The organism is Vibrio sp. 1751, assembly GCF_033339895.1.
In the GTDB taxonomy this organism is placed as follows: domain Bacteria; phylum Pseudomonadota; class Gammaproteobacteria; order Enterobacterales; family Vibrionaceae; genus Vibrio; species Vibrio alginolyticus.
Window position 1 is genome coordinate 1 of sequence record NZ_JAWOVM010000074.1, and the last position, 21,411, is coordinate 21,411.

General features: G+C 46.4%; 24 protein-coding genes. 16 read left to right on the top strand and 8 right to left on the bottom strand.

Translation table 11 applies throughout. The annotated features are described in order from the left end of the window. The 3 genes from astA to R7041_RS18385 form a co-directional block, all read left to right on the top strand. A partial coding sequence (astA, locus tag R7041_RS18375; protein ID WP_318128675.1) for an arginine N-succinyltransferase occupies nt 1-972 on the top strand: 972 nt, incomplete at its 5' end. Nucleotides 973-1,000: 28 nt separating this feature from the next. Then, nucleotides 1,001-2,458: a succinylglutamate-semialdehyde dehydrogenase gene (gene astD, locus R7041_RS18380; protein WP_206949738.1), complete on the top strand. Its 1,458-nt coding sequence runs from the start codon at nt 1,001-1,003 to the stop codon at nt 2,456-2,458. 248 nt (nt 2,459-2,706) lie between these two features. Continuing rightward, entirely contained in the window at nt 2,707-3,498 is a 792-nt protein-coding gene (locus R7041_RS18385) for a DUF1338 domain-containing protein (protein WP_042523639.1), read from the top strand. A 136-nt stretch (nt 3,499-3,634) separates the two neighbouring features. Here R7041_RS18385 and crp read toward each other — a convergent pair whose 3' ends face one another. The 6 genes from crp to R7041_RS18415 form a co-directional block, all read right to left on the bottom strand. Beyond that, on the bottom strand, nt 3,635-4,267 hold the full coding sequence (crp, locus tag R7041_RS18390; RefSeq protein WP_005381432.1) for a cAMP-activated global transcriptional regulator CRP: 633 nt from the start codon (nt 4,265-4,267) through the stop codon (nt 3,635-3,637). A 240-nt stretch (nt 4,268-4,507) separates the two neighbouring features. Further along, on the bottom strand, nt 4,508-5,377 hold the full coding sequence (locus R7041_RS18395; RefSeq protein WP_005381434.1) for a phosphoribulokinase: 870 nt from the start codon (nt 5,375-5,377) through the stop codon (nt 4,508-4,510). 125 nt (nt 5,378-5,502) lie between these two features. After that, a complete protein-coding gene (locus tag R7041_RS18400; protein ID WP_005381436.1) occupies nt 5,503-5,715 on the bottom strand; it encodes a YheU family protein in 213 nt (70 codons plus the stop codon). A gap of 33 nt (nt 5,716-5,748) precedes the next feature. Continuing rightward, the gene (locus tag R7041_RS18405) at nt 5,749-6,756 is read right to left on the bottom strand and encodes a hydrolase (RefSeq protein WP_033907159.1); all 1,008 of its coding nucleotides are present in this window, start codon (nt 6,754-6,756) and stop codon (nt 5,749-5,751) included. 87 nt (nt 6,757-6,843) lie between these two features. Continuing rightward, nucleotides 6,844-7,332, bottom strand: a complete 489-nt coding sequence (locus R7041_RS18410) for a TIGR02444 family protein (RefSeq protein ID WP_033907158.1) — start codon at nt 7,330-7,332, stop codon at nt 6,844-6,846. Then, complete coding sequence (locus R7041_RS18415; protein WP_053307381.1) at nt 7,329-9,248, bottom strand: ABC transporter ATP-binding protein; 1,920 nt, start codon at nt 9,246-9,248, stop codon at nt 7,329-7,331. Before R7041_RS18415 ends, R7041_RS18410 begins: the two co-directional genes overlap by 4 nt. Before the next feature lie 209 nt (nt 9,249-9,457). Between R7041_RS18415 and kefG the strand changes: the two genes are divergently transcribed. The 5 genes from kefG (at nt 9,458) to R7041_RS18440 (ending at nt 13,782) form a co-directional block, all read left to right on the top strand. Next, nucleotides 9,458-10,051: a glutathione-regulated potassium-efflux system ancillary protein KefG gene (gene kefG, locus R7041_RS18420; protein WP_005381444.1), complete on the top strand. Its 594-nt coding sequence runs from the start codon at nt 9,458-9,460 to the stop codon at nt 10,049-10,051. Further along, a complete protein-coding gene (kefB, locus tag R7041_RS18425) occupies nt 10,035-11,831 on the top strand; it encodes a glutathione-regulated potassium-efflux system protein KefB (protein WP_017633740.1) in 1,797 nt (598 codons plus the stop codon). Before kefG ends, kefB begins: the two co-directional genes overlap by 17 nt. Before the next feature lie 33 nt (nt 11,832-11,864). Continuing rightward, nucleotides 11,865-12,065, top strand: coding sequence for a YheV family putative zinc ribbon protein (locus R7041_RS18430; protein ID WP_005381449.1), 201 nt, complete (start codon nt 11,865-11,867; stop codon nt 12,063-12,065). A 92-nt stretch (nt 12,066-12,157) separates the two neighbouring features. Then, nucleotides 12,158-12,709, top strand: a complete 552-nt coding sequence (gene slyD, locus R7041_RS18435) for a peptidylprolyl isomerase (RefSeq protein ID WP_206949739.1) — start codon at nt 12,158-12,160, stop codon at nt 12,707-12,709. Nucleotides 12,710-12,840: 131 nt separating this feature from the next. Next, on the top strand, nt 12,841-13,782 hold the full coding sequence (locus tag R7041_RS18440) for an isoaspartyl peptidase/L-asparaginase family protein (protein ID WP_031777285.1): 942 nt from the start codon (nt 12,841-12,843) through the stop codon (nt 13,780-13,782). Between the two features lie 83 nt (nt 13,783-13,865). Here the strand turns inward: R7041_RS18440 and R7041_RS18445 are convergent, their stop codons facing one another. Next, the gene (locus R7041_RS18445) at nt 13,866-14,093 is read right to left on the bottom strand and encodes a SlyX family protein (RefSeq protein WP_005381455.1); all 228 of its coding nucleotides are present in this window, start codon (nt 14,091-14,093) and stop codon (nt 13,866-13,868) included. Continuing rightward, nucleotides 14,090-15,076 (bottom strand): WD40 repeat domain-containing protein, encoded by a 987-nt coding sequence (locus R7041_RS18450; RefSeq protein WP_017633742.1) that lies wholly within the window; start codon nt 15,074-15,076, stop codon nt 14,090-14,092. Before R7041_RS18450 ends, R7041_RS18445 begins: the two co-directional genes overlap by 4 nt. Before the next feature lie 128 nt (nt 15,077-15,204). On the opposite strand from R7041_RS18450, the gene fkpA reads away from it, so the two are divergent. The 8 genes from fkpA (at nt 15,205) to fusA (ending at nt 21,180) form a co-directional block, all read left to right on the top strand. Next, entirely contained in the window at nt 15,205-15,987 is a 783-nt protein-coding gene (fkpA, locus tag R7041_RS18455; RefSeq protein ID WP_206949740.1) for an FKBP-type peptidyl-prolyl cis-trans isomerase, read from the top strand. Between the two features lie 143 nt (nt 15,988-16,130). Next, complete coding sequence (locus R7041_RS18460) at nt 16,131-16,853, top strand: transcriptional regulator (RefSeq protein ID WP_005382804.1); 723 nt, start codon at nt 16,131-16,133, stop codon at nt 16,851-16,853. Then, entirely contained in the window at nt 16,850-17,245 is a 396-nt protein-coding gene (gene tusD / locus R7041_RS18465) for a sulfurtransferase complex subunit TusD (RefSeq protein WP_017821752.1), read from the top strand. The genes R7041_RS18460 and tusD overlap by 4 nt, the downstream gene beginning before the upstream one ends. Beyond that, nucleotides 17,242-17,598: a sulfurtransferase complex subunit TusC gene (gene tusC / locus R7041_RS18470; protein ID WP_054702275.1), complete on the top strand. Its 357-nt coding sequence runs from the start codon at nt 17,242-17,244 to the stop codon at nt 17,596-17,598. The genes tusD and tusC overlap by 4 nt, the downstream gene beginning before the upstream one ends. 7 nt (nt 17,599-17,605) lie before the next feature. After that, entirely contained in the window at nt 17,606-17,881 is a 276-nt protein-coding gene (tusB, locus tag R7041_RS18475; RefSeq protein WP_005382799.1) for a sulfurtransferase complex subunit TusB, read from the top strand. A gap of 177 nt (nt 17,882-18,058) precedes the next feature. Further along, nucleotides 18,059-18,433 carry a 30S ribosomal protein S12 gene (gene rpsL / locus R7041_RS18480; protein ID WP_004399892.1) on the top strand — a complete coding sequence of 125 codons (375 nt, stop codon included), beginning with the start codon at nt 18,059-18,061 and terminating at the stop codon, nt 18,431-18,433. 101 nt (nt 18,434-18,534) lie between these two features. Then, nucleotides 18,535-19,005, top strand: a complete 471-nt coding sequence (gene rpsG / locus R7041_RS18485) for a 30S ribosomal protein S7 (RefSeq protein WP_005382796.1) — start codon at nt 18,535-18,537, stop codon at nt 19,003-19,005. 75 nt (nt 19,006-19,080) lie between these two features. Next, a complete protein-coding gene (fusA, locus tag R7041_RS18490; RefSeq protein ID WP_064368819.1) occupies nt 19,081-21,180 on the top strand; it encodes an elongation factor G in 2,100 nt (699 codons plus the stop codon). The last annotated feature ends 231 nt before the right edge of the window (nt 21,181-21,411 follow it).

The window sequence follows — 21,411 nt, forward strand, 5'->3', positions numbered from 1 at the left end:
ACTTGTGCGGTGGAGTCTGGTCACGGATTTACATCTCTACCGGTTAACGAAGAACTGTTAACCAATCGAATCAAACATTCAGAGTACAGCTTTGGTAAGCCAGATGTGGCAGAACCAGGCGATGAAGGCTACCTGATGGTTGGCTTTGACTCTGAAACGGGTGAGGTTGCGGGTACCACCGGAATCGAAGCATCTATCGGCTGGGATGTCCCATTTTACTCATATCACATTAGTAAAGTCGTGCACTCGTCGCCAAAGCTTGGCGTTAACAACGTCGTTAAACTGCTTACTTTTGGTAATAACTACACGGGTAACAGCGAAATTTGTACCTTGTTCTTGCGTGAGAAATTCCGCCAAGGTCTGAATGGTCGTCTAATGTCGAAGTGTCGTTTCCTAATGATGGCAGAGCACCCAGAGCGCTTCTCTGAAACGATCTTTGCGGAGATGCGTGGCGTTTCAGACGACGAGGGTAATTCACCATTCTGGCAATGGCTTCAAGAGCATTTCTTCTCTATCGATTTCACGCTTGCAGATTACCTGACAGGTATCGGCAAGAAAGGCTTTATCGCCGACTTGATGCCGAAACTGCCTATTTACATCAACCTGCTCAGCCCAGAAGCGCAAGCCGTGATTGGTCAAGTACATGACAACACGCGTCCAGCGCTGAAGCTGCTTGAGCGTGAAGGTTTTACCAACCGAGGCTACGTCGACATCTTCGATGGTGGCCCAACGGTTGAGTGTGATCTGCGTAATATTGAGTCGGTACGTCATTCATTCCGCGCGCAAGTCAAAATCTCTGAACATTCCAGCACACAAGACTTCTTGATGTGTAATTCATCTTTCGAGAACTTCCGTGCGACAGTCACTAAGGCGGCGTATGACGCAGAGACACAGAGCGTAATGATCGCACCAGATGTTGCGGATGCACTTTCGGTTGAAGAAGGGGATTTCGTTCGCCTTCTTCCGCAGTAACAGACGACAGAATTTAAGGATAGAAACAATGACACATTGGATTGCAGGTGAATGGGTACAAGGTCAGGGTGAAGCATTTACGTCTCTGTCGCCGTACAACCAAGAAGTGATCTGGCAAGGCAAAGGTGCAACGGCAGAGCAGGTGAACCAAGCGGTATCTGCAGCGCGTGAAGCGTTTATTGACTGGAAAAAGCGTTCATTTTCAGAGCGTGAGGCAATCGTGTTGGCTTTTGCGGAGAAAGTAAAAGAGAACAGCGAAAAAATCGCCGAAGTGATTGCCAAAGAAACCGGTAAGCCGATTTGGGAAACGCGCACTGAAGCAGCAGCCATGGCAGGTAAAATTGCCATTTCGATTCGCGCTTATCATGACCGCACTGGTGAGGCGAGCCGTGAAGCAGCAGGCAACCAAATCGTATTGCGCCACCGCCCATTGGGCGTGATGGCGGTGTTTGGTCCTTACAACTTCCCAGGCCACCTACCAAATGGTCACATTGTGCCTGCGCTACTGGCTGGTAACACGGTAGTCTTCAAACCGTCTGAGCAAACGCCATGGACGGGTGAATTGGCAATGAAGCTATGGGAAGATGCCGGTCTGCCGAAAGGCGTGATTAACCTTGTTCAAGGCGCGAAAGAAACTGGTATCGCCCTCGCTGACGCAAAAGGCATCGATGGCGTACTGTTTACGGGTAGCGCAAATACGGGGCATGTATTACACCGTCAATTTGCGGGTCAACCGGGCAAGATGCTCGCACTAGAAATGGGTGGTAATAACCCGATGGTGATCTCTGATAAATATGGTGATTTGGATGCCACGGTTTACACCATCATCCAGTCAGCGTTTATCAGTGCTGGGCAGCGTTGTACGTGTGCTCGTCGTTTGTATGTGCCATTGGGTGAAAAAGGCGATGCGCTTATCACCAAACTCGTTGAAGCGACACGCAATATTCGCGTAGACCAACCATTTGCAGAACCTGCGCCATTTATGGGACCGCAAATTTCGGTCGCGGCAGCCAAGTTTATTCTTGATGCACAAGCTAATCTACAGTCTCTTGGCGGTGAAAGCTTGATTGAAGCGAAAGCAGGAGAGGCGGCGTTTGTTTCTCCAGGCATCATTGATGTAACGAACATTGCTGAGTTACCAGATGAAGAGTACTTCGGCCCACTTCTGCAAGTGGTGCGCTACGAAGGGTTAGACAAAGCCGTGGCGCTAGCAAACGATACGCGCTTTGGCTTATCTGCTGGTTTGGTTTCAACCGACGACCAAGAATGGGAATACTTCGTTGACCACATTCGTGCAGGAATCGTGAACCGTAACCGCCAGCTTACTGGGGCAAGCGGTGATGCGCCATTTGGTGGTCCGGGGGCGTCGGGTAACTTGCGCCCAAGCGCTTACTACGCAGCAGATTACTGTGCGTACCCAATGGCATCAATGGAAGGTCAAGAAACTGTCTTGCCTGCAACATTGAGTCCAGGTGTAGTGCTATAAGTTTTAATAATAGAGTCGCAACTATGCATTGCGGCTCACCTTGCCGGCGCATCATTTAGGTATGGGTTGTAGTGATCGTTGGCAGAACACGAAAAGTGAGCAAAGACTCGGAAAAGCGTGTTGACTGACTGGCATTTACCGTCACAGGTTGATGGTTGCTCGTTCATTATTCTGGACAACTTTTGTTGTGAACGAGCAGCCAACTTCCGCTTACCTTTAAACTCTACATCTCGTAACAAGGAGTCGTTATGACGCCCGATGTGTTATTTGAATCGCTATGGCAAGATTACATTCAACGTCTTTGCCCTTCGGCGGCTAAAGTGCATCAGCTGCTTCAAGAAGATGAGCCTCTGATTAATGATCATATAGCTTTACGTACCTTCAATATCGCGCCTCTTGGTATTGAAACTCTAGCTAAGCCATTTGTAGCTATTGGTTACAAGGCGTGTGGTGATTACGTTTTCGAAAGCAAAAAGCTGGTTGCTAAGCACTATGAGCACCCAGATCCGAAGCAACCTAAAGTATTTATTAGTGAGCTAAAAGTTGAAGAGTGCTCGCCTGAGCTACAAGAGATTGTGAAAAATTTGGTGGCACAAGTCGATGCTGACAAGCTGAACGATAGCGCATTCTTACATGGTGGACGCTTGTGGGATTTAAGCTTTGCTGATTACCAAACGTTGGCTAAAGAAAGTGAGTACGCATCTTGGCTTGCGGCGCATGGTTACGGAGCAAACCACTTCACGGTGAGCGTTAACCAACTCAATGAATATGAAGAAGTGAAGCAGGTAAACGATCATCTGCGTACCGCTGGGTTTACCATTAATGAAAATGGTGGTGAAGTGAAGGGCACTCCTGAGGTGTTGCTAGAGCAGTCATCGACCATGGCAGATAAAGTAGCGGTTCGTTTTAGCGAAGGCACTGAAATTATCCCTGGCGGGTTTTATGAATTTGCTAAGCGCTATCCGATGGAAAATGGTGATTTGTACCCAGGTTTCGTGGCCGCTTCAGCTGACAAAATCTTTGAAAGTACGAATGGCTAAGTTTTAGGGTTAACCTGTTAAGCTTACTCATTAGTGTTCGCTGCACCCTATCTCATTTGGTCATGAGCAAATAAAAAGCCACCAATGTTGCCATTGGTGGCTTTTATAATTTTGTTCGTGTCACTCTAGTTTGAGATTAACGAGTACCGTAAACCACGATGGTTTTACCGTGAGCAGAGATTAGGTTCTGCTCTTCTAGCATCTTCAAAATACGACCTACTGTCTCACGAGAACAGCCAACAATTTGACCGATTTCTTGACGAGTGATCTTGATTTGCATGCCGTCTGGGTGAGTCATTGCGTCTGGTTGTTTTGCAAGGTTCAGAAGCGTCTGAGCGATACGACCAGTTACGTCTAGGAACGCCAGGTCACCCACTTTTTGGCTAGTTACTTGAAGACGACGAGCCATCTGCGCAGAAAGACGCATTAGGATGTCTGGGTTTACTTGGATAAGCTGACGGAACTTCTTGAAAGAAATTTCAGCAACTTCACAAGGAGATTTAGCACGAACCCAAGCTGTGCGCTCTTGGTCTTCCTCGAATAGACCAAGTTCACCAATAAAGTCTCCTTGGTTTAGGTAAGAAAGGATCATCTCCTTACCTTCTTCGTCTTTGATAAGAACCGCAACAGAACCTTTAACGATGTAGTACAAAGTTTCTGCCTTTTCGCCCGCGTGAATTAGCGTGCTCTTTGAAGGGTACTTATGAATATGACAGTGTGAAAGAAACCACTCTAATGTTGGGTCGGTTTGAGGTTTACCTAGAACCATAATATCTCACTTCCTCTGCAGGGTACGCTTGCGCTATCCATATTTTAGCTAAGCCTGAATTAGGCCTACTAGAATAAGAGCACTTTTTATATGCTGCAAGCTCTCTTGTGTTTCGGTAAGAAATAGTATCCTTTTTCGAAAACGATTTCTTGATTTTAATCGTGCCATGATTGAGATTTTGTAAGCAAAACTGTGCACATGATCACGGTATGAAAAGTAAACATCTTCGCAGGCAGGTTTTTAGCCAATTTTCCCTGTTTCGATGAGCTGTTGTAGGATAGGCCGAACTATGAGCTCCATTGCAAAGCTCATCTTACCGCCGGGTACGACAATCGTGTTGTGGCGTGACATGAATGAGCCATCAATCATGGCCAGCAGATATGGGAAGTCGACATTCTTGATACCGCGTAGGCGAATCACCACAAAACTCTCATCCAAACTAGGGATGCCTTTTGCATTAAGTGGGTTGGAAGTATCAACGGTCGGTACGCGCTGGAAGTTGATGTGAGTACGAGAAAACTGCGGAGTGATATAGTTGAGGTAATCGTCCATGGAGCGCACGATTGAGTCCATTACCGCTTCACGCGAATGGCCGCGATCGCGAGTGTCACGTACGAATTTTTGGATCCACTCTAAGTTCACAATCGGCACCATGCCAATTAAGAAATCCACATGTTGAGCAACATTAACATCGCCATCGACCACGCCACCATGTAACCCTTCATAAAACAGCACGTCGCTGTTTTCGGGTAAGTCTTGCCACGGTGTAAACGTGCCTGGCATTTGATTGTAGGGAACCGCTTCGTCAAACGTGTGCAGATAACGGCGCACGCTGCCAGTGCCGTCATGCCCGAACTTACGGAAAAACTCTTCTAATCCCGGGAAGTCATTAGCTTGTGGGCCAAAGTAGCTAATGTGTCGACCTTGCTCGCGGGCTTTGCGGATTTCGATGTCCATTTCTGGGCGAGTAAAGCGATGGAAGCTATCGCCTTCAACCCATGCGGGTTTAACGTTCATCATATTGAACATTTTACGGAAGGCTTCAGATGTAGTGGTCGTGCCGGCACCGGACGAACCAGTAACCGCAATAATTGGGTGTTTAGCTGACATGACAAACCTTGTCGAAAATTACTTACCTGTAATGTGCAGTAGAGTTACTACTGCACGGTCGATATCCCACTATAGCACGTAACAATACCTTGTCATCGAGTGGGATACGGTAAAATGTGAAGGGTCTAAAATTTTGTTTTATGCTGAATATCGACGGTTTCGTGTAGCTCAGAGAACACGATAACCGCTTCACCTTTTTCCAATTGAGCTTTAACTTGATCAATTTTGTCATGCAAAGAAACCTCGACGGTTCCGTAATCCGTTCCTTCGCGTAAGACGAATTCACGAATTAAGTTTTCCAATGTTTCCGGCGCAATGTCTTGCCATGGAATGATCATAAATACCTCTAACTTTTATGATGAGCGGCTAGTTTACTGCGTTCGTTGCTTGGATACAGCAGAAAGGTAATCTGCGGCGATACTTTCGTAATACGCGGGCAGCGCTTCCTCCAACCAAAACTTAGGTTTTAACGCCGTTCCTGTCAGGAAGCCAACATGGCCACCGTGTTCAAAGAGACGGTAATCAATGTTATCTGGCAGAACAAACTTCGGGATCACATCGTCGGTCATGAACGGATCGTCTTTGGCATGGATGATCAGTGTGGGTAGCGTGATTTGCTGTAGTTTACTTAAGCCAGAGCATTGGTCGTAATAATCTTGTGCGTCTTTGAAGCCATGCAATGGTGCGGTAATCAAATCATCGAATTCATACAATCGTGTGACACGTTTTATTGAGTTGTAGGACAGCGCAAGCTCACCATGCAGTAGATGATGCTTTTGTAACGCGTTACGTTTCAGTGAAGAAAGCAGGTAACGGCGATACACTTTTGAAAAGCCTTGTTCAATACGGTTTGCACACGCAGCTAGGTCTAAAGGCGCTGAGATAATAGTCGCTGCATTCAAAATAGGGTGGTCTTTATATTGGGCTAAATAATTCGCCAACATGTTACCGCCAAGAGAAATACCAACTGCAACTTTGGGATTATCAGGAAAACGTTGTTCAAGGTGCTCTAGGAAGTAACGAGCATCCGTCACTTCTCCCGAGTGATAAGCTCGTGCTTTTTTGTTTGGTTTACCGCTGCAGCCACGAAAATGCATCATCACCGACAGCCATCCAGATTGAGCAAATGCATTCATTAGCCCATTGGCATAAGGGCTATAGAAGCACCCCTCTAACCCATGAAATAAAACAAAAATCGGCTTTTTTTGTGCAGGCTCTTGGGTTGGGTCCTCGCTCCACGCGAGATCGAGAAAGTCGCCATCGGATGTATCGAGGGTTTGCCAAATCGGCGTAAATAACGCTTTTTTGCGAATAAAACGCGGCAAAAGCGTTTGGAGATGCGGGTTTTTGATCCCGGCGGCTGCGAAAAATTGTGTCATACCTAACTGCTCTTATGCGGTCCTTCGGTGTCCGTTGAAGAACTTATTAATATAATCCTTTATAAAGATTATAGGTATTCTACAGATTTATGGGCGTTTTGGTGGTTGAATGTTTGGCACCGGAATAGCAAAGGCTTGCTGCAAATGCTCCCCACCGAGTTGACGACAGTATCTCAACGTCAGTGGGTCACCATCATTTTTGAGTAGTGCAAGTGAGTTAATGCAGTCCACCAAATCCGCTTGTTGCTGCTTTTCTAGTTGCAGCTCAAACTGCAAGGTCTCACGATACAAAGCGTCATTGACTTGAGACTTAAGGTGGCGACGAAGGTCGCGAAAGGAGTGAAGTAAAGTTTCGCTTCTACCTAGACAGTCTTGCACCAAGGGCCAGTCTTTTTCTTGGAAAATGAGTTGCTGCTCATCGAGCCATCTGAGCAGCAGGAGTAGGTTCACGTTACCGTGGTAGTTGTTTTGCAATGATAAGCACGCCTCTTTCACTTCTCGCACACCATAAAACTGCAGACTAAACTGCCAAAGGTGTTCTAGGGTGAGTGTGTATTCAGCGTGTTGATTACTCATTGATTAAACTCTAGCTCCATCTGCTCCAACGTTTCTTGAGCAGACATCCATTCCATTTCAATTTCTTCGAGCTCAGCCTTACTAGAAGCTTGAAGTGCCAGCACTTGGTTAAGTTTAGCTTTATTTTCGGCCGCATACAGTGAGTTGTCCGCCAATTGTTCTTCAGCTTCGGCCAGTGCAGCACCTAACTTATCCATTTTATTTTCTAGTTGTGTCAGCGTTTTGCGAATTGGCGCTGTCTGTTTTCGAAACTCTGCATCGCGACGTTTTTGCTCTTTTTTCGCTGCCGCGCTGTTGGCGCTATCTTTGGCTGGCTGTGCGGCTTGTGCTTCTTTGCGTTCCGCTCTTTGTTGTTCGGTTAACCACTTGTAATAGTCATTTAAGTCACCGTCGAACGGAGCAACTTGTCTATCATGCACTAAATACAAGTCATCGGTCGTAGCGCGCAGTAAATAGCGGTCGTGCGAAACAATCACCATCGCACCTTCGAATGTTTGCAGTGCCATCGTAAGTGCTTGGCGCATGTCCAAGTCTAAGTGGTTGGTCGGTTCATCAAGTAGCAACAGGTTTGGCTTTTGCCACACAATTAAAGCCAATACCAAACGGGCTTTTTCGCCACCAGAAAACGGCGCAACTTTTTCTAGTGCTTTGTCACCTTGGAAGCCAAAGCTACCTAGGTAATCACGTAGCTGCTGTTCGGTTTGATCGGGTGCGATTTGCATCATGTGTTGCAGCGGCGTTTCTTCAGGGTGAAGCGTTTCTAACTGGTGCTGAGCGAAGTAACCAATTTTCACGCCTTGTGAGTAAGTTAGGTCACCACCTTGCGCGTTAAGTTCACCAGAGAGCAGCTTGATTAATGTCGATTTACCCGCACCATTACGGCCGAGTAGACCAATACGACTGCCAGGAACCAAGTTCAAGCGGATCTTCTCTAAGATGAGGTTGTCACCGTAACCTGCAGATACTTCATCCATCATCATGATTGGGTTTGGCAGCGCAGCTGGCTCACGGAATTGGAAGCTAAATGGGTTATCGAATTGAGCTGGTAACACTTTCTCCATGCGCTCCAAAGCTTTAATACGGCTTTGAGCCTGGCGTGCTTTAGAGGCTTTGTAACGGAAGCGGTCGATGTAGCTTTGCATGTGAGACATCTGCTTCTGTTGCTTTTCAAACATCGCTTGTTGTAACACCATCTTTTGTGCGCGTTGGTTTTCGAATGACGAGTAGTTACCCGTGTATTCGTTCAGCTGCTGATTCTCGATGTGAATGATGCGACCAACGATCGGATCCAAGAAGTCACGGTCGTGCGAGATCAGAATCAGCGTGCCAGGGTAGTTTTGTAGCCAACGCTCTAACCACATTACCGCGTCCAAATCCAAGTGGTTGGTTGGTTCGTCGAGTAGCAGTAGATCAGAACGACACAATAGCGCTTGAGCCAAGTTAAGACGCATACGCCAACCACCCGAGAATTGGGTCAAACTCCAACTCATTTGCTCTTGGCTGAACCCTAAACCATCGAGCAGTTCTGCCGCGCGAGCGCGAATGCTGTAACCACCAATGGTTTCAATTTTACCGTGTATCTCGGCAACTAGGGTTCCGTTGTCTTGTGTTTCTGCTTCAGCTAACTGCTTTTCGAGAGCGCGGTACTCGCGATCACCATCAATGACGTATTCCAGTGCAGTGCGCTCTAGCGCAGGCGTTTCCTGTGCGACCCAGGCCAACTCCCAGTGTTGAGGTTGGCTAAATGAGCCAGCATCAATTGACAGTTCATCTTTCAGTAGGGCAAACAGCGTTGATTTACCGCAGCCGTTTTTGCCCACAAGACCGACTTTATCGCCAGGGTGAATAGTCGCAGAAGCTTGGTCTAAAAGAGGTTTACCGCCACGCAGTAACTGAATATCAGAGAAGGTAATCATAAAGTTTTCATTCACTTTGCGCAGTGCGCGTTGCTTGGTTACATAGCGAAGTGGTTTCAATCGTTTTTAAAGCCACTTGGGTATATATCTAGCGGTGAATAGTAGGGGTATTGGCCGGAAAAGTCGATTGATTCGCTTTAATTGCATTATGCTGTACAAAAAAGTATAACAATTTGATAACGGATAAAAATAACCACAAGGACGACCATTTGGCTGTTGCACCGTCTATTCTCCCAAAAGTTCTGGTCATTTATGCTCATCCAGAGCCACATAACTCGATTGCCAATCAAGTGATGATAAAAAAAGCTCAGTCGCTTGATCACGTCACTGTGCACGATCTTTACGGTGTTTACCCCGATTTCTTTATTGATGTGAATTACGAACATGAGTTGTTGCTCGCTCACGATGTGATTGTATTTCACCACCCACTTTATATGTATTCATGTCCAGCCCTATTAAAAGAGTGGCTAGACCGAGTGTTAGGTAAAGGCTTTGCGTTTGGCGGAGGTGCGGCGCTAGAAGGAAAATACTGGCGCAGTGTCATTACAACAGGTGGTAAAGAAGAAGCCTTCAGCGCGAAGGGGTACAACAAATACCCACTTGAGCAAATCTTGCAACCGTTTGAACTGACGGCAGCCCTATGCCAAATGCACTGGATTGAACCTCTGGTGTTGTATTGGTCAAGAAATGTTTCGGATATTGAACGCTACGAACATGCTGAGTTATACCGTGGATGGCTGAGTAACCCACTTGAAAACTGGCAAGCGGCAGATCGAGGAGGTCAGTATGGCGATCACCAGTGAGTTTCTTCAAAGCAGTGTGGTCTTTCTTTCGGCTGCGGTTATTGCGGTGCCGATTGCTCAGCGCCTTGGGCTTGGCTCGGTTTTAGGTTATTTACTCGCTGGTGTGTTGATTGGCCCATGGGGGCTTGGCTTAATTAGCGACGTTGATGCCATTTTGCATTTTGCCGAGCTTGGGGTTGTGTTGTTACTGTTTTTGATAGGGCTGGAATTAAACCCTAAAAAATTGTGGCAGATGCGAGGGCCGATTTTAGGTTTAGGCGGTGCGCAGGTTGTGGTCACGACCGCCGTGATTGGTAGTGTCGTCAGTATGTTTGGCGTAAGCATGCAAGTGAGTTTAGTGATCGGGATGGGGTTGGCGCTGTCCTCGACGGCGATTGCGCTTAAAGTCATTGAAGAGCAAGGGCTTAATGGTACCGAAACGGGGCAATCTGGTTTTGCGGTGCTGCTCTTTCAAGATATTGCAGTGATCCCGATGCTGGCGATGTTGCCCTTGCTAGCAGGCGGGCATAGTGGTGGAAGTTGGTTGGATGTCTTCACTATTTTAGGCAGTGTGGTAGCACTGTTGATTGGTGGTCACTTTTTACTACGTCCGCTATTTCGTTTTGTCGTGATGAGCGGCGTTCGTGAACTCTTTACCGTTGCTGCACTTTTAGTCGTGCTTGGCATTTCGGTCGTGATGCAAAAGCTCGGCCTTTCGATGGCATTGGGGACTTTTTTAGCAGGCGTTTTGCTGGCAGAGAGTGAGTATCGCCATGAGTTGGAAATCGCTATCGAGCCATTTAAAGGTCTGTTGTTGGGGTTATTCTTTATTGCGGTGGGCATGGCGGTAAACTTGGGGTTATTGGCATTACATCCTCTAGAGATTCTCGGTGCGGTGGTGGCTTTGGTCGTGGTTAAGGGTTTGGTTTTGTATGCATTGGCGAGAGCTGCCCGTGTCGGAGCCAAAGCGAGAAGCCGTATGGCTGCAATTTTGAGCCAAGGCGGTGAGTTTGCCTTTGTCATATTTACCGCGGCGAGCCAAGAGGGCATTTTGTCCAAAGAGCAAGTGGCGTTTCTGTTGGTGGTGGTCAGTCTATCCATGGTGACGACTCCTCTTTTGCTGATGGGACAAAAGAAGTGGTTTGCTCATACCCTGAATCAAGAAGAAGAGGGCATGACCACGAAAGTCGTGGATCGCCGACCACGCGTTATCATTGCAGGCTTTGGACGTTTCGGTCAGATCGTCGGACGTTTAATGTATGCCAATAAAATCAAAGTGACAGTATTAGAAAGTGATGCCAGCCAAATCCACCTATTACGTAAGTATGGTTACAAAGTGTTTTATGGCGATGCTACACAAATTGACCTATTGAGGGCTGCTGGCGCTGATAAAGCGGAAGCATTGATTATTTGTACTGATTCACCTGATGAGGTGATGGCCATCGTGGACATTTGTCGCGTGCACTTCCCGAAACTTAAGTTGTTAGCCCGAGCAAGAAGCCGTGTCGAGGCTTACCAGTTAATGAGTCATGGTGTAGAGAATTACTCTCGTGAAACATTTTTAGGGGCGCTAGATCTCGGTCGCCAAGCGCTCGTAGAACTGGGTATGCATCCTTATCAAGCAAAGCGGGCAGAAGCACATTTTCGCAAGTTGGATAATGCTATGCTTAAGGACTTATTGCCTCAACACAATGAAGATAAGAAATTAGCTCAAAGGGCGAAAGAGGCACGCAAAGAGCTAGAAGAAATATTTGGTCGTGAAATGGAGAGCGACCATCAGTCACCTAATCATTGGAAGTAGTACTTGAGCCAAGACTCAAGCTAAGGAAATAGCGTGAAAATCAAGAAACGTTTTATTGCAGGCGCTAGCTGCCCAAATTGCAGCCAGCAAGATACCCTGCGCTGGTGGATTGAAAATAACATCGAGTTAGTTGAGTGTGTCGAGTGTGAGTTTACAGAGCAGCGCAAACCACAATCTGTAGAGAAAAATAAACACTCAGATCAGGAAATGATCGGAATTTTTAAGCCGGAATAATTGAACTTCGATAATTGATCCCCATAATACACCCAGATATCTCAGTACTTAACCCCATTCAGGTTAAGTCAATTAATCTCCCTGGAGTTAGTATGAAAATTGAAAAGAACGTTGTTGCAAGCCTTGCATACAAAGTAATGATGGAAGACGGTGTCGTTGTTGATCAATCAACAGCAGAAGCACCCCTAGATTACCTTCACGGTCACAACAACCTAATCACAGGTCTTGAAAAAGAACTTGAAGGTAAAGTGGCTGGCGACAAGTTCTCAGTAACGGTAGCTCCTGAAGAAGCTTACGGTGAGCACAACGATGCGCTAGTACAGCGCGTTCCTGCGGACGTATTCCAAGGCGTTGAGCAAATCGAAGTGGGCATGCGCTTCCTAGCTGACACTGACCAAGGTCCAATCCCTGTTGAAGTAACAGAAATTGACGGCAACGAAGTGGTTGTTGACGGTAACCATATGTTAGCTGGTCAAACACTAACTTTCGAAGTAGAGGTTATGTCTACACGTGAAGCAACAGCAGAAGAGATCGAACACGGTCACATCCACCAAGGTGGTGGCTGTTGTGGTGGTCACGATCATGACCACGATCACGAAGAAGAAGGCGGCTGCTGTGGCGGCGGTAGCTGTGGTTCTCACTAATCATAAGCTCCTTCACTAGATAATCTTATCTAGCAAAGCTTTGAAAAGCGCAAGTTGAGTTTTCAACTTGCGCTTTTTGTTTATCTAAGGTGTAGTGCCAACCATACAAGGAATAACAGTTGGACAAAGTGATGACGAAACCTTTCTCGATTGCCATTCATGGTGGTGCGGGCACCATCTTGCGTGAACAGATGAGCGATGAGCTGCAACAATCCATCTTGGCGGATTTAGAAGCTGCGGTAAAAGCGGGACATCAAATTCTAGAAACGGGCGGTGAAGCCTTAGATGCCGTCGTAGCGGCAGTGAAAGTATTGGAAGACTCTCCTAACTTTAATGCGGGTAAAGGCTCAGTGCTGACCAACAACGAAATGGTTGAAATGGACGCTTCTGTGATGGATGGGCGAAACCTTGCAGCAGGTGCGGTCGCAGGTGTTCGTCATATCAGAAACCCAATTGAGCTCGCTCGTGACGTGATGCGAAACAGCAATCATGTGTTGTTGGTGGGTGAGGGCGCAGAGAAGTTTGCTTTTGAGCAAGGCCATGAGTATACCGAGCAAGATTACTTCTTTACTGATCGCCGTTATGAGCAGTTGCTGTCTATGCGTGAGAAAGGACTGTTTGCTTTGTCGGAATCTCGTTACCCAGATGACCGTAAGCACGGTACGGTTGGTGCGGTAGCGTTAGATCAACAAGGCAACTTAGCCGCTGCCACCAGTACGGGTGGCGTGACGAATAAGAAATACAACCGAGTCGGAGATTCGGCTCTGATTGGTTGTGGTACGGTGGCCGAAAATGGCGTTGTGGCAGTTTCCACTACGGGTGTCGGTGAGTTCTTTATTCGTAAACGTGTTGCGGAAGACGTTGCAGCACGTATGCGTTACTTACAAGAAGATATTCATACGGCTTGTGAACACATTATCCAAGGTGCTCTCAAACAGATGGGCGGAGAGGGCGGTTTGATTGCCATTGATGCTAAAGGTGAGATGCACTTTGCGATGAACAGTTCTGGCATGTACCGAGCAGGCATTAATACGCAAGGCGAGCTGAGCGTTAAAATCTACGCCGACGAATAGCTTCTTCTTGAGTACCTTCTTAAGTAATTAATACAACAAAGCCCAGAACATGTTCTGGGCTTTATGCTATTTGAGCCTGCATTTTAATAATGCGGTGGTGGGGTTTCTTCTGACGGATCGGCTAAATTCGACGAGTCCATATTTTTTACTTTACCTACCACATATTTCATCTGATCGAGCATCTTGGTAATTTGCAGTTGTTGCTGCGATAAAGCGCCGTTCAGATCTTCAATAGTCTGTTCTTGGAACGCAAGCTGACATTCTAAGTCATTAATGCGTGCTTCCAATTGCTGAATGATTTTTTCTGTCATGATCCGTTCTCTAACTGCCAAGCTTGGGCAATACCTGCTGAAGTAGCAGTAATTACGCGTTGTTTTGAATCAAAGGCTGCATCATACACGACCGCACGGGGAGGGCGAGTGTCTTTTTTGGGCTCCACTTCAAATCCACTCATTCGTTTTCCGGTTTGAGTATCCCATATCGACACACGGCCAGAAGGGCTTCCTGTGACTAGTTGAGTCCCGTCGTCAGAAAATCGTGCGGTAGAGAAAATTAATTGGCGTGACCAACTGCTCAACTGTGTGACTTCTTGTCCAGTTTTTAAATTCCAAACAATCGCTTGGTTTCCGCCATCAGATGTCATTGCTAATTTTCCATCTCTTTGCAGGGCCACGCGAACAATTCGTTGTTCATGTTCGAAGGTTCGTAGTACTTGTCCGGTTTCGGTATCCCACAGATACGCTTTATAGTCATTACCTCCGGTTAGGGCGAAGCGCCCATTAGGAGAAATGGCCACGGAATTGACTTTTTCACGATGCGCAAGGAACTCCATGCGACGCCCGGTGACTAAGTTGACATAAATTGCTTTACCGTTGGATAACCCAAGCAGAACTTGTTCACCATTACTGGTGATATCAACGTCGCGAATGAGCGCATCAGAGATAGACCAAAGGCCTTCGGATTGCGTCCAGCCTAGGTCCCAAACTGCGAAGTTCATTTGGCTTGCTGTAATTGCGTAGCGACCATTGTCAGATATGCGGATATGGGAAACCACATTGGCATCGGCATCGAGTTCACCCAGATTGGCTAGTTGTTCATTTTGCTCTAGGTCCCACAACATCAAATGACGTTGTTGAGAATAGAGCAGAGCAAACCGTCCATCTCTGCTAAGTGCGAAGCTCGTCGCACCTTGAGGTTCTATCGGCCAACGCTGCACTTCACGCTCGGCGAAAAAGCAACCATTTAACGTGGTGATGACAATTAAATATAGGAATAAATGAAAAATTCTTTGCATCACATCTAATAATCCGGTTTGTGTCTTAAGACATATAGCTAGTATATTGGTATAACGATTGTCTTCACTAGTCTCATAGAAGATTTGTGCACAACAACCAATGGCAGAGCCATTATTGGGAGAATTTAATGAAATCAGTTTTAAAAGTGTCGCTACTTGCTGCAACAGTTATGCTAGCGGTAGGTTGTCAGAAAGAAGAAACTAAAACAGAAACCGCACCTCAAGCAGAACAAGTTCAAGCAGAAACCGGCAAAGCGGTTCACTTTAAAACCGACGACGACAAAGCGGCATACGCAATCGGTGTTTCATTTGCTAACTACCTAAGCACAAGCATCGACAAGCCAAGCGAAATCGGCATTAATCTTAACAAAGATTTGGTACTAAAAGGTATCGAAGACGTCTTCAAAGGCAATGCTGAATTGAATGAAGAAGAAACACGTGCAGCACTAGAATCTCTAGACAAGCGTGTTGCAGAAAAGATGCAAGCACAAGCGGCTGAGAAAGCAGCTGAAGCGAAAAAAGCTGGCGATGACTTCCGTGCTGAGTTTGAGAAGCAAGAAGGCGTAGTGAAGACAGATACAGGTCTTCTATACCAAGTAATGACACCAGCTGAAGGTGAGAAGCCAAAAGACACTGATACGGTTCAAGTACACTACAAAGGTACTCTGATCGACGGTACTCAGTTCGACAACTCATACGATCGTGGTGAACCTGCAACGTTCCCACTTAACCGTGTAATCCCAGGTTGGACAGAGGGTGTTCAGCTAATGCCTGTGGGTTCTAAATTCAAATTCGTTATCCCGCCAGAGCTAGCATACGGTGACCAAGACACACCAAGCATTCCTGCTAACTCAACGCTAGTATTTGAAGTTGAGCTGCTAAAAGTTGAGAACGACAACGCAGAGCAATAACAATAAGCTGCGATAAGTTATTGAAAAAGGTCCGTTTAACGGGCCTTTTTTGTTCTAGGTCACTAGTTGGTGAGTTTGCTAGGTTGCTTTTCAAATTTTCTGATAAACTTACACCAATTTGTTGATTTTTCGCTCGAAGGCTTATGACAACTACAGAAACAATAAACGCGGAGATGTTGCTCGAAATGGAATCCGTTAACGTGATGCCGTTTACCGAGCACGACAAAATCATTTTAAGATCTTATGAGGCGGTCGTGGATGGTATCGCCAGCCTGATAGGTCCATTTTGTGAAATCGTTCTTCACTCTCTAGAAGACTTAAATACCTCTGCAATTAAAATCGCTAACGGTGAAAACACGGGGCGCCAAGTCGGCTCACCAATCACTGATTTAGCGCTTAAGATGCTAAAAGACATCGAAGGCTCGGAGCGCAACTTCTCACGTTCGTACTTTACCCGTGCAAAAGGTGGCGTGTTGATGAAGTCGATTACTGTCGCCATTCGTAATGGCGAAAATCGCGTGATTGGTCTGTTGTGTATCAACGTCAACTTGGATGCGCCTTTCTCGCAAGTTCTTCAGTCTTTCATGCCGACGCAAGAAGCGAAAGAAGCGGCTTCCTCGGTCAACTTTGCTAGTGACGTAGAAGAGCTGGTGGACCAAACTGTTGAACGCACCATCGAAGAGATCAATGCGGATAAATCTGTGTCTAACAACACCAAAAATCGCCAGATCGTGATGGAGTTGTACGACAAAGGTATCTTCGATATTAAAGATGCCATCAACCGTGTCGCGGATCGCCTTAATATTTCAAAACACACCGTTTACTTGTACATTCGTCAACGTAAAACCGAGGATGATGAAAGGTGAGTAAACTGACTTACACGTTAGTGGTGAATGGTCCCGTTTATGGCAGCCAGTCAGCGCGCAGTGCTTATCAGTTCGCCAAAGCGGTGATAGAGCAAGGCCATCAGCTAGTGAGCGTCTTCTTTTATCAAGATGGTGTGACTAATGGTACTGCTTTGAGTGTGCCAGCCAACGATGAATTTGATCTAAATAAGGCGTGGCAGTCTTTGGCTAAAGAGCATGGTGTTCGCCTAGAAACTTGTGTCGCGGCCGCTTTGCGTCGCGGGATTGTAAGTGAAGAAGAAGCGAATCAACATGGTTTGGTTCAGAACAATCTAGCCGATGGTTTTGAACAAGCAGGCTTAGGTAGCCTAGCTGAAGCGATGTTAACCCAAGACAGAGTGGTACAGTTTTGAGTCAGTTAACTTATCTATTTCGTAGTGCGCCACATGGCTGTGCAGCTGGTCGTGAAGGTGTGGATGCACTGTTAGCTGCGTCGGCTTACTGTGAAGATATCAGCGTCATTTTCATGGGTGACGGGGTATACCAGCTTCTACTCGGACAAGACCCCAACAATATTTTGAGTAAAGATTACGCGCCGATGTTAAAGCTTTTCGATTTATACGACATCGAACAAGTCTTTGTGTGTTCAGAGTCGTTAACCCAGCGAGGTTTGGCGCAAGCGGATTTAGTCATTGAAGCCCAAGCGTTAAGCTCAGAACAGCTCAAAGATAAGTTACAACACGCTGGCAAGCTACTGTCTTTTTGAGGAAGGTATGTTACACATCATAAAAACAGTCTCTGCTCTAGAAGACGCCATGCCCTTATGCAGTGAACAGGATGACATCTTACTTATAGAAGATGCAGTGTACGCTGCTAACTCGCAACATAAAGCATTTTCCCATCTAAAAAACCGCAGCGTATTTGTGTTAGAGAGCGATGCGCAAGCTCGCGGTATTGCAAATCGTATCAGTCCATCGCTGACGATTGTGAATTACTCAGGCTTCGTTGAACTAACAGCAAAACAGGATAAATCCCTAACTTGGGATTGAACAAGATTTGCTGTCGACAAAGCTTTACGGATGAATTGTTCTAATTGAACAAAAAAGATCCGTATATTTCTTGACACACCTCTCACTGCTGCATAGAATTTTGCGTCCCTAACTGCATTGGCAGTTGGGGATAGATTTTTCACAAAGCTTACTTTCAAGTAAATCAGGAGCTAGTTAATGGCAACTATTAACCAGTTGGTACGTAAGCCACGTGCAAAGCAAGTTGTTAAAAGCAACGTGCCTGCACTAGAAGCGTGCCCACAAAAACGTGGTGTATGTACTCGTGTTTACACTACTACACCTAAAAAACCTAACTCAGCACTTCGTAAAGTTTGTCGTGTACGTCTGACAAACGGCTTCGAAGTTACATCGTACATCGGCGGTGAAGGTCACAACCTTCAAGAGCACTCAGTTGTTCTAATCCGTGGTGGTCGTGTTAAAGACCTTCCAGGTGTGCGTTACCACACTGTTCGCGGCGCACTAGACTGTGCTGGCGTAAATGACCGTAAACAAGGTCGTTCTAAGTACGGTGTGAAGCGTCCTAAGTCTTAATGGATTCCGTTAAGTAAGGCCAAACACTAAATTATTTTTAATTTTTTGAAAAAACTGAAAAGTTTTGGATAAAACCTGAAGAAGACAACGGAGATAAATCCATGCCACGTCGTCGCGTCATTGGTCAGCGTAAGATCCTTCCAGATCCAAAATTCAAATCTGAATTGCTGGCAAAATTCGTTAACATCCTAATGGTTGACGGTAAAAAATCTACTGCAGAGAAAATCGTTTACACTGCACTAGATGCTATGGCTGAAAAGTCTGGTAAAGACCACTTAGCTATTTTTGAAGAAGCTCTTGAAAACGTTCGCCCAGCGGTAGAGGTTAAATCTCGCCGTGTTGGTGGTTCAACTTACCAAGTACCTGTAGAAGTACGTCCGGTTCGCCGTAACGCACTTGCTATGCGTTGGTTGGTTGAAGCTGCGCGCAAGCGTGGTGAAAAATCTATGGCTCAACGCCTAGCTGCTGAAATGCTAGACGCGTCTGAGAACAAAGGTACTGCGGTTAAGAAACGTGAAGACGTTCACCGCATGGCTGACGCAAACAAAGCGTTCGCTCATTACCGTTGGTAATACCTTCTGTGCTGCGAGGTTCTCTCGCAGCACTTTTCTATACTCTAAGGTACACCTTAGTAAGAGGATACAATCGTGGCTCGTAAAACTCCTATTGAGCTCTACCGTAATATCGGTATCTGTGCTCACGTAGATGCAGGAAAAACAACCACAACTGAGCGTATTCTGTTCTACACTGGCCTTTCTCACAAAATCGGCGAAGTTCACGATGGTGCAGCAACCATGGACTGGATGGAGCAGGAGCAGGAGCGTGGTATCACTATCACATCCGCTGCGACTACTACATTCTGGCGTGGTATGGAAGCACAGTTCCCTGAGCATCGCGTAAACATCATTGATACCCCTGGACACGTTGACTTTACTATCGAAGTAGAGCGTTCTCTTCGTGTACTTGATGGTGCTGTGGTTGTGTTCTGTGGCTCATCTGGTGTTGAACCTCAGTCTGAAACTGTATGGCGTCAAGCAGACAAATACCACGTTCCACGTTTGGTATTTGTAAACAAGATGGACCGTGCGGGCGCAGACTTCCTACGCGTTGTGAACCAAATTAAGAATCGTCTTGGTGCGACTCCTGTTCCAATCCAGCTGAACGTTGGTGCGGAAGATGAGTTCAGAGGTGTCATCGACCTTATCAAGATGAAAATGATCAACTGGAATGATGCCGATCAAGGCACTTCGTTTACTTACGAAGACATCCCAGCTGACATGATTGAACTTGCTGAAGAGTGGCGCAACCACATGGTTGAATCCGCTGCTGAAGCTAGCGAAGAGCTGATGGACAAGTACCTTGAAGAAGGTGAATTGACTGAAGCTGAGCTCAAACAAGCTTTACGTACTCGCACACTAAATAACGAAATCGTACTGGCTACTTGTGGTAGTGCGTTTAAGAACAAAGGTGTTCAAGCGGTACTGGATGCAGTAGTTGAGTTCTTGCCATCGCCAGTTGACGTACCTGCAATTAAAGGTGTCGACGAAAGAGAAATTGAAGTTGAGCGTCATGCTGACGACAACGAACCTTTCTCTGCGCTAGCGTTTAAGATTGCGACTGACCCATTCGTGGGCACGTTAACTTTCATGCGTGTTTACTCCGGTGTTGTAAACTCGGGTGACGCTGTTTACAACTCAGTAAAAGAGAAGAAAGAGCGTTTCGGTCGTATCGTTCAGATGCATGCGAATAAGCGTGAAGAAGTGAAAGAAGTTCGCGCTGGTGATATTGCAGCTGCTATCGGTCTGAAAGACGTAACCACAGGTGACACGCTGTGTGATCAGAACCACAAAGTGATTCTAGAGCGCATGGAGTTCCCTGAACCAGTTATTCAGATTGCTGTAGAGCCTCGTTCTAAGGCAGACCAAGAGAAAATGGCTATCGCGCTAGGTAAACTAGCAGCGGAAGACCCATCATTCCGCGTGGAAACGGACGACGAATCAGGTCAGACTCTGATCTCAGGTATGGGTGAACTTCACCTAGACATTATCGTTGATCGTATGAAGCGTGAATTCAGCGTTGATTGTAACGTTGGTAAACCTCAGGTTGCTTACCGTGAAACCATTCGTGGTAAAGCGGAAGTTGAAGGTAAGTTTGTTCGTCAATCAGGTGGTCGTGGTCAATACGGTCATGTTTGGGTCAAACTTGAGCCTTCTGAGCCTGGTGAAGGTTTCGTATTCGTAGACGAAATCGTGGGCGGTGTGATTCCTAAGGAATACATCAGTTCGGTATCGAAAGGTATCGAAGAGCAAATGAATAGTGGTGTTCTAGCGGGTTACCCTGTACTAGATATTAAAGCTACACTATTTGATGGTTCTTACCACGATGTAGACTCAAGCGAGATGGCGTTTAAGATCGCTGGCTCGATGGCATTCAAGAAAGGTGCACTAGAAGCACAACCTGTGATTCTAGAACCTATGATGAATGTCGAAGTAACCACTCCGGAAGACTGGATGGGTGACGTTGTTGGTGACCTAAACCGTCGTCGCGGTATCATTGAAGGCATGGACGAAGGTGTGGCTGGTCTTAAGATCATCCGTGCTCAAGTACCACTATCCGAAATGTTCGGTTACGCAACTGATCTACGTTCTGCAACTCAAGGCCGTGCGTCTTACTCTATGGAGTTTCACGAGTACGCTGAAGTGCCGAAAAACTTCGCAGATAAAATTATTGCAGAGCGTGGTTACTAATTGACGATTGAACTGCAAAAAGTTTACGACTTTTTGCGAGATCAGGGCGTCCAAATATTGCGCTAACGGGCGTTGGCGCATAAAATAACAATTTCTGGCGCGTCGTCGATCAATAATGATCACGACGAATCATAACTAGGAAGGAACACGATCGTGTCTAAAGAAAAATTTGAACGTACGAAACCGCACGTTAACGTTGGTACTATCGGCCACGTTGACCACGGTAAAACA

Excerpts from the sequence above, each read along its gene's own strand:
- astD (WP_206949738.1), top strand. The coding sequence starts at position 1,001 with ATGACACATTGGATTGCAGGTGAATGGGTACAAGGTCAGGGTGAAGCA.
- R7041_RS18385 (WP_042523639.1), top strand. The coding sequence starts at position 2,707 with ATGACGCCCGATGTGTTATTTGAATCGCTATGGCAAGATTACATTCAA.
- crp (WP_005381432.1), bottom strand. The coding sequence starts at position 4,267 with ATGGTTCTAGGTAAACCTCAAACCGACCCAACATTAGAGTGGTTTCTT.
- R7041_RS18395 (WP_005381434.1), bottom strand. The coding sequence starts at position 5,377 with ATGTCAGCTAAACACCCAATTATTGCGGTTACTGGTTCGTCCGGTGCC.
- R7041_RS18400 (WP_005381436.1), bottom strand. The coding sequence starts at position 5,715 with ATGATCATTCCATGGCAAGACATTGCGCCGGAAACATTGGAAAACTTA.
- R7041_RS18405 (WP_033907159.1), bottom strand. The coding sequence starts at position 6,756 with ATGACACAATTTTTCGCAGCCGCCGGGATCAAAAACCCGCATCTCCAA.
- R7041_RS18410 (WP_033907158.1), bottom strand. The coding sequence starts at position 7,332 with ATGAGTAATCAACACGCTGAATACACACTCACCCTAGAACACCTTTGG.
- R7041_RS18415 (WP_053307381.1), bottom strand. The coding sequence starts at position 9,248 with ATGATTACCTTCTCTGATATTCAGTTACTGCGTGGCGGTAAACCTCTT.
- kefB (WP_017633740.1), top strand. The coding sequence starts at position 10,035 with ATGGCGATCACCAGTGAGTTTCTTCAAAGCAGTGTGGTCTTTCTTTCG.
- slyD (WP_206949739.1), top strand. The coding sequence starts at position 12,158 with ATGAAAATTGAAAAGAACGTTGTTGCAAGCCTTGCATACAAAGTAATG.
- R7041_RS18440 (WP_031777285.1), top strand. The coding sequence starts at position 12,841 with ATGACGAAACCTTTCTCGATTGCCATTCATGGTGGTGCGGGCACCATC.
- R7041_RS18445 (WP_005381455.1), bottom strand. The coding sequence starts at position 14,093 with ATGACAGAAAAAATCATTCAGCAATTGGAAGCACGCATTAATGACTTA.
- R7041_RS18450 (WP_017633742.1), bottom strand. The coding sequence starts at position 15,076 with ATGCAAAGAATTTTTCATTTATTCCTATATTTAATTGTCATCACCACG.
- fkpA (WP_206949740.1), top strand. The coding sequence starts at position 15,205 with ATGAAATCAGTTTTAAAAGTGTCGCTACTTGCTGCAACAGTTATGCTA.
- R7041_RS18460 (WP_005382804.1), top strand. The coding sequence starts at position 16,131 with ATGACAACTACAGAAACAATAAACGCGGAGATGTTGCTCGAAATGGAA.
- tusB (WP_005382799.1), top strand. The coding sequence starts at position 17,606 with ATGTTACACATCATAAAAACAGTCTCTGCTCTAGAAGACGCCATGCCC.
- rpsL (WP_004399892.1), top strand. The coding sequence starts at position 18,059 with ATGGCAACTATTAACCAGTTGGTACGTAAGCCACGTGCAAAGCAAGTT.
- rpsG (WP_005382796.1), top strand. The coding sequence starts at position 18,535 with ATGCCACGTCGTCGCGTCATTGGTCAGCGTAAGATCCTTCCAGATCCA.